8 protein-coding genes and 1 rRNA gene are annotated in these 7184 nt (G+C 57.6%); 1 reads left to right on the top strand and 8 read right to left on the bottom strand.

The genetic code is table 11. The features are described 5' to 3' along the window. Positions 1-144: ribosomal RNA gene (locus Q1A00_RS15605) — 16S ribosomal RNA — on the bottom strand; the annotation flags it as partial. 446 nt (positions 145-590) lie between these two features. Between Q1A00_RS15605 and Q1A00_RS15600 the strand changes: the two genes are divergently transcribed. Continuing rightward, positions 591-1574, top strand: coding sequence for a CaiB/BaiF CoA-transferase family protein (locus Q1A00_RS15600; RefSeq protein ID WP_298482381.1), 984 nt, complete (start codon positions 591-593; stop codon positions 1572-1574). Between the two features lies 1 nt (position 1575). Here Q1A00_RS15600 and Q1A00_RS15595 read toward each other — a convergent pair whose 3' ends face one another. Genes Q1A00_RS15595 through Q1A00_RS15565 form a run of 7 tightly spaced genes read right to left on the bottom strand, consistent with a single transcriptional unit; the run spans position 1576 to position 7030 of the window. Then, complete coding sequence (locus tag Q1A00_RS15595; protein WP_298482379.1) at positions 1576-2472, bottom strand: thioredoxin family protein; 897 nt, start codon at positions 2470-2472, stop codon at positions 1576-1578. Between the two features lie 15 nt (positions 2473-2487). Then, positions 2488-2886, bottom strand: a complete 399-nt coding sequence (locus tag Q1A00_RS15590) for a FixH family protein (protein WP_298482377.1) — start codon at positions 2884-2886, stop codon at positions 2488-2490. Further along, positions 2883-3533: a hypothetical protein gene (locus Q1A00_RS15585; protein ID WP_298482375.1), complete on the bottom strand. Its 651-nt coding sequence runs from the start codon at positions 3531-3533 to the stop codon at positions 2883-2885. The genes Q1A00_RS15590 and Q1A00_RS15585 overlap by 4 nt, the downstream gene beginning before the upstream one ends. A gap of 14 nt (positions 3534-3547) precedes the next feature. Next, positions 3548-3829, bottom strand: coding sequence for a DUF507 family protein (locus Q1A00_RS15580; protein WP_298482373.1), 282 nt, complete (start codon positions 3827-3829; stop codon positions 3548-3550). 11 nt (positions 3830-3840) lie between these two features. After that, positions 3841-4518, bottom strand: a complete 678-nt coding sequence (locus Q1A00_RS15575) for a class II aldolase/adducin family protein (RefSeq protein WP_298482370.1) — start codon at positions 4516-4518, stop codon at positions 3841-3843. Then, the gene (locus Q1A00_RS15570; protein ID WP_299757702.1) at positions 4496-5587 is read right to left on the bottom strand and encodes a hypothetical protein; all 1092 of its coding nucleotides are present in this window, start codon (positions 5585-5587) and stop codon (positions 4496-4498) included. Before Q1A00_RS15570 ends, Q1A00_RS15575 begins: the two co-directional genes overlap by 23 nt. 24 nt (positions 5588-5611) lie before the next feature. Beyond that, positions 5612-7030: an amidase gene (locus Q1A00_RS15565; protein WP_299757700.1), complete on the bottom strand. Its 1419-nt coding sequence runs from the start codon at positions 7028-7030 to the stop codon at positions 5612-5614. Positions 7031-7184 lie beyond the last annotated feature (154 nt).

Here is a 7184-nt window from a genome sequence, read left to right as displayed (position 1 = left end):
GGGGTATCCCCCACTCCGGGGGTGGTAACCCACGTGTTCCTCAGCCGTTCGCCACGCAGCCGGCACAGGGCCGCTGCGTTCGACTTGCATGCATTAGGCACGCCGCCAGCGTTCGTCCTGAGCCAGGATCAAACTCTACATGATTGGTGCTGAGCCACAGCTTGCGCTGTTTCCCGTCACCGAATTGACATGGCGTTTATCTCTGGTTCACTCGTCATTCAGTTGTGAAGGTGCTTCTGCGGAACGAGGGAGAAAACAAAACCAAGAAAACTCAGCGTACTGAATTTTCTTGGCGACGTCTCTGAATTGTCTTCAGCGCGTTTCGCTCGAGTTTGCTCTCCACTTGTTTGGTCTGCCTCGCTGCTCGCGAGTGAGACCTCGTTCGTTCCAGCCCGCGTAGTATAGCACGCTGGTCGTAGGTTGTCAAGAGGGTACAAAATTTCGCATTTCTGCCCTTGAGGAAGCCTTAAATCAATTTTTTGAAGCAAGAGCAATTTTGTGAATTTTTCACCACTTTCACAACGAACCGTGCGCGCTAGCTGTGTTACGATTTATGAGGCATTGATCAGAACGACGAGTAGTGAGGAGCTATGCTGAACCTTTCGCAAGCGTTGCGCAGCGTGTCGGTAGTTGAAATCGCCAGCTATATCCCGGGGCCACTTTGTGCCGCAATCCTTGCCAAGTTAGGGGCAACGGTGATCAAGATTGAACGTCCCGGCGGAGACCCGATGCGCACCCTACCTCCACTCGATCAGACTGGTGAAAATCCGCTCTTTTCGCTGCTTAATCACGCCAAGCAATGCCGGGTGCTGAATCTGCGCCAAGCAAACGATCAAGCAGTCTTGCACGATTTGGTACGGTCGGCTGATGTGCTGATCGATGGCTTGCGCCCGGGTGCGCTTGGCCGGCTCGGTCTGTCTGATGACGTGTTGTTACAGGCTAATCCGCGGTTGCTGATAGTAGCCATTGGCGGTGCGCCGGCAACCCATACGCGCCGCGCCGAGGCGTTGCACGATTTGAACGCACAAGCGTTAAGCGGGTTGCTCGCTGCTGGCGAGCCGCCACCGCGCGTACCCGGTGTTCACGCCGCTGATATGGTGAGCGGCTTGATGGCCGCCAGCGCCGTCTTGGCCGGCTTGCTCGCCCGTACTACGACCGGCCAAGGCGGTCGCATCGAAACCTCAATGCTTGCCGCTGCGCGTTGGCTCAATACACCAGCATTGGCGCTCGCGATCGCTGGGTTGGCGGCTGATGATACGCTTAGCGGTGGTCTCGCTTGTTACCGTCTGTATCAGACGGCTGATGGCCGCTTTCTCGCTGTCGCTGCACTCGAAACCCATTTCTGGCAACGGGTCTGCACGGCGCTCAACCGGCCCGATCTCGTTCCATTACAGTACGACCCTGCTGCTCAGCCGATACTCACCACTGCGCTAGCGGCGGCTTTTCGCCAGCGCTCACTCACTGAATGGATGGCAATCTTCGCGCCGCTCGACGCATGTGTTTCGCCCGTCTTGACCCCGCAAGAAGCAGCGCAAGACGGGCCAGTAAGCGTGGCGTTGGCGATCGAAACCTGATCTACGGCATCGGGTTAACCGATTGGCCAGCCGCAAGTTGGGCAATCGCCGGTCGTAGCTCGTCGAAGGTAATCCCACCTTCGTAGCGCGCTTGGATTACACCGTTGCCATCGACAAGGAATGTCCACGGCTCGGTGCGGAGATTCCACTCTTGCATCGCCGGCACGAGCTTGGCCTGTTGAAACGACTCGCCGAATGGATAGGGGTACACCTCAACGTGAATGAAGTTGACCCGATCGCCAAATTCGCTCTTGAGTTGCTTCAAAACACTCATATTCGGTGCGCAAACCGCTGTTTGGCAGAAACTTGGCGTTGAGAACGTCACCACGAATGGCTTGCCGCTCGCTATAGCATCAGCAATGGTCAGCCGGTAGAAATCAGGATCAGGCCGCGGGTCTGAGGTTAACTGATCGAGCGCAGGCACATCAGCCGCGGTCAGATTGCGTGACGGGATGGCTTTATCACCGACCATGGGCGCAAAGGCGCGCTCGCTTACATCGAGCCGAATGCGACTCTTCTGCGTACCACCTGCCTGCGGAATGACAATTTCGGCTTCCCAACCGCCAGCCCGATCGAGATTGGCGTAAGCAACGTAGAGACCGACCGGCAGCCCTTGACCTCGATAGACGGCCTTGGCCGTTGTGACCGGCTGGGTGCGATCACCGCCGGGGCCAACGTAGTATAATGTTACATCAAGTGAAAGATTTGGATCGTTGAGCGGCACACCACCCTGTAATAAGCCAAACGGCAGCCGGTTAAGACCAACCACCAATTCTGATGCGGCAATCACTGGTGCAATTGGCGCCGCCTCGGCTTGAGGTGACGCTACTTGGCGGCCACAGCCTGAGATGAAAACGGCCACGAGCAACACCATCGCCAAAATAAGACGCGAGTGCATAACAAACGTTCTCCTCTATTGCAAGACATCACGACGAAACGTGGCTCGATACGTGGTTTCGGCTCGTTCCACCACAACGGTAATTTCCCACCAGCCTTCCATAGTGTACGCTGTGCGCGTCCAATAACGCCCCGGCCCGTCTGGCAAGGCGACCGGTCGCGTCACCCCCATTGGCATCTCCGGCATATCGAGATCGAGATACACGTTGGCGTCATTAACCGGATTGCCCTGCGCGTCAGTGAGCAAAACCACAAAATCGACCGCCGTATTCATCTTGGCCCGGTCGGGCGTGTCGAGAGTGATTGACAAGCCATCAACGATTTTCGTTTCGCGCAACGGTGTCACGCTGTTGCCACACGCCGTTACGAGAGCAAGCAAGACAACAAAACCGAGTGAACGAATGAAACCCGTCATAGCGATTTCCGTACACCTTCGACCAACAATGGCAAGGCTGCCAACTGGACCAGATGAAACAGGCCGTTGTGATCGAATGGTATCTCGCCAATCACGACTTCAAGCGAACTGGTCTGAATACCAGCGGCAGCGATCGTGACTAAAATCCCCAGCATGATCCGATCAGCACCGGGCAATTGGCGACGACGGGCCAAATCGGCATAGATAGCCAATGCACTGACCATCGCTACCAATTCGTAGATAATAAACGCGAGAAAACCCCGCTGCACCCGCCGGCTGAGCCACGTAAAACCGGGAGCGATTAGGGCTAGCACTGGCAAAACGCACTGCCCGGTTCGTTCTCCCCAGCGATCGCTGAACGCAGCGGTCGTGAAAAGAGCAATGATGAGTGCCAGCAATACGTTCAGCGGTTGCCACAAACGCTCACGGGTTGAGGGTGAGAGGCGCAACCCATGCACAATAGCCCCCAGCGCACTGCTGGCGGCCAAGAGGGCAAAAGCGACTTGCCAGATGCGCCGGCGCCAACCTGCAACGCCGCGTAAGCGTTGTATCGCAATCAGCGCTGCTCCTGCCAGCGCCAAATCAGTTGCCGCTGTGGTCTGTTCACGCCGATCAGCAATAAGGAGATCGACAAGCCATTGCTTCACATGGCAACCTTGGTCTAGAGCACAATCTTTCGTTCAGCGATCAGGCGCTGGCGCAAACGGCGAAAGAGCGTGTCGTAATCGAGCCGTTCGTGCGTAATCTCATATTTGTACGCCTGCAACATCTGATGCACCTCGGCATTCAGGCGATCTTCCACCTGAAGTTCATCAGTCATAATATCGACAATGGCAGCCCGCAGTTCTGGATCGCCAGCTTGAAACAGCACCCCATCCGTCTCGGCCAACACATCGACCAGCATCGTCGCAAGTTGCTCAACTTTCGCTGGAGAAAGCTTCATTGGTGCCCCCTCTAAATGCGTCCAGCGGCCCGAAACGCGCGCCGCACCTCGGCTAGTTCGGCGAGCCGTTCGGGCGGCAACGGGCGCGCGCCGCCAAAGAGATGGGCCGCCAGCAAGGTGCGCGCGCAGTGTTCAATTTGTTCCATGCGGTGAAACGCCTGCATCAACGTGGCACCGTAGGTCAAGGCGCCATGGTAGGCCAGCAAGATGGCCTCGTGATCGGCGACAAACGGCGCAATCGCCGCGCCCATTTCAGGAGTGCCGGTCAGGGCGTAGGGTGCGGTTGGAATTGGCCCTAAGGCGATCAACGCCTCTGGCAACAATGGTTCCGCTAAGTTGACTCCGGCTAACGTCGCCCCCACTGCCGTTGGCGGATGGGCATGGACGCACGCCATCACGTCGGGCCGCTGGCGATAGACGAAGAGGTGCAGATAGCGCTCGGACGATGGTTGGCGGCCCGGCGCACCCCGAATCAAGTGGCCATCAAGATCAACTACAACGACATCGTCAACGGATAACATCCCCTTCGCCAAACCTGCCGGCGTCATCAGGATCGTCCCATCGGGCAACCGCGCCGAGAGATTGCCGTCGCCGGCAACGATCAACCCGCGCTCGTACAATAAACGACCGCATAGAACCATCTCGGCGCGCAGCGCCGCTTCTACCTCAGTGAGTTCGGTGGTTGTCATAGCGTTTGTGTTGGCGTAAACGGAAGAACAAGACAGCGGCAACAATCCAGCCCGACCATGCCAGTAGCGGACGGCTAAACCGCATGATAAGCATTACGATGAGTAGTACGGTTCGCAAACTCTGAATTACTAGCCGCTTAGCAAGGTCAGGGCGTGGCGTTGCCGTCCAATCAATCTGGTTGAGACGCGGCAATAAGCCGCGTTCCACACACCCTTCAAGTGAAAAGAGGTAAAGGGTATCGGTGTAATGTGCGGCGAGTTGCAAATCACGTTCGAGCGCGTCCCACGTGAGTGGAGGCAAATCTTCGGCGCTGCTTGATCGCACGGCGCTGCCGACAATACAACCGACCCCGATCGCATCAGCCGCCGGGCCGTAACTGTCGATCAGTGCGCCGCCGAGATCGTTACCCAATTTTTCGATCGGAATACTGCTAAAGCAGAGCAACACCTCTACGTCAGCCGGGAGATCGACAATATCGAGTGCGCGTTGAATGGTTGTAGTCGCAGCACGCCGATCATCGATGATCAAGGGCAACTGGTAGGTATGCACCTCGTAGCCGTCGTGGTGCATTTCGGCGATCAAATCAATGTAAGCGGCCCGCGCGCTCTCGTACAAGACATTTTCGTGGGCGAGCCAGATCCGGCGAGCAATGTCACGAATGCCACGTCGCCGGCTGGCAATCACTTCCCCTAGCGGAGGCTCAATATCAAGCCCAATCGCCTGAAAGTGCAGCTTGTGCGCGATCGCCCATTGCCGCGCGGCACGGTAGCGCTCAATCGCTTGCGGATAGTTCTGGAGGTTAAACCAGAACCCTTCTTCCGCCGGCAATAGCAACCATGCAATCACCGGGATCCGGTGTTGGTTGAGGGTGGCAATTGCTTGCGCCGTCTCTGCCGAGAGATTGTGCAGGGCGACAGCAACGCCGTACTCACCGGCGGCGAGAAAGTCGAGCAACCCCGGTGTGGCGAGTAACTCAAGCAGGGCCGGCCCCTCAAGCTCACAGAAGAAGATGATGTGGGGTCGCCCCAGCGTTGATGGTATTACGGCTGGCAGTGATCTCGTTTGCACGTCTGCATTATAGCACTGTCGCTTTCACGCCGTCGCCAGTTGCGGATGGCGCCGCCAGTGTTGCGTCGCCTGCTCATAGGCGTAAGCTAGTTGTAAGACTCTGACATCGGCACGCGGACGGCCGATGATCTGCAACCCGACCGGTAATCCGTCAGGGGTGAAGCCGGCTGGCACGGCGATTGCCGGCGTATTACAGACCGAGATGTAGTAGCACGAGCGCATCCATTCGATATAGTTGCGCATCGGTATGCCATTGATCTCGGTAATATACGGTTGGTCGACCGGGAATGGCGGCACTTGGCTCACCGGCGCGATAATGAATTCATAGGTCTGCATAAACTCGTGCAGGCGTGCTAGCAACGCCGCGTGTAAGCGCATTGCACGCCCAACCTGCGGCCCGCTCAACGCTCGCCCGGCCTCGATGTTCCAAACCACCGTATCTTTCATACGAGCGCGTTCGCGATCGAGCAGCTCACCGAGTGCAAGTTCGTAGCGAAAGGCGCGCATGACCTGAAAGATCTCGTCGGCGTCGCTGAGATCAGGAGTCGCCTCTTCCACAATGCAACCGAGCTGCTCGAACACGGCCCGTTGCGCGGCAATCACGTCGCTCACCCGCGAATCAACCGGCAAACCACCTAGATCCGGACTCCACGCCACCCGCACACCGCGCAGATCGCATTCAAGCGGTTGGGCAAAGATGCTGGCCGGCTCGCTGATCGAGAGCGGCGCGCGTGGATCAGGCCCGGCAATGGCTTGCAAGATCAGGGCAATATCGGCCACCGTGCGCGCCATTGGGCCATCGATCGCGAATGGCAAGTATGGGGTGGGATCCGGCCAAACCGGCACGCGACCGGGTGAGGTGCGAAAACCGACCACGTTACAATAACCGGCTGGATTGCGCAGCGAGCCGCCCAAATCGCTCCCATCGGCAATCGGGATCATCCCGCATGCCAATGCCACGGCCGCCCCGCCACTACTGCCACCGCAGGTTTTGCTTAGGTCGTAGGGATTGCGGGTGGGGCCAAAAATTGGGTTAAAGGTCTGCGAACCAGCGCCAAATTCGGGAGTGTTGGTCTTGCCGATAGTCACGGCCCCGGCAGCTTTGAGGCGAGCAACGATCAGAGCGTCGAAGTCGGGCACAAAATCGGCAAAGATCGGCGAGCCATAGGTGGTACGCATGCCTTTGGTTTCGGCCAGATCTTTGTGCGCCACCGGCAAGCCAGCCAACGGGCCGGGATCCTCACCGCGCGCTAGCGCCTGATCAATGGCACGAGCGCGATCACGCGCACCTTCCACATCGAGCGTGACAATCGCATTCACCAATGGATTGAGCGCTTCGATCCGAACTAAATGAGCCGCAAGCACTTCGCTGGCCGAGATGGCACGCTGGCGGATCAAACGGGCAATGGCGGTCGCCGGTTGTAAACAGAGGTCGGTAGGCATAGGAATCTCTCGTTCAAGGCAACGGATGGTAGCGATCGGTCATTATCGCAGCTCGCAGAGGTTATGATACATCGGAATGCCTACAATGGATTGCAAGTCTTTCCTATGATGGCAGGCCTGATGTGGGAATAGCCACGAAAAGACACACATGACG

Origin of the sequence: uncultured Chloroflexus sp. (genome assembly GCF_938091255.1) — a bacterium.
GTDB lineage: Bacteria > Chloroflexota > Chloroflexia > Chloroflexales > Chloroflexaceae > Chloroflexus.
The sequence above is the reverse complement of the archived record's forward strand: the minus strand, read 5'-3'. Positions and strand labels throughout refer to the sequence as shown.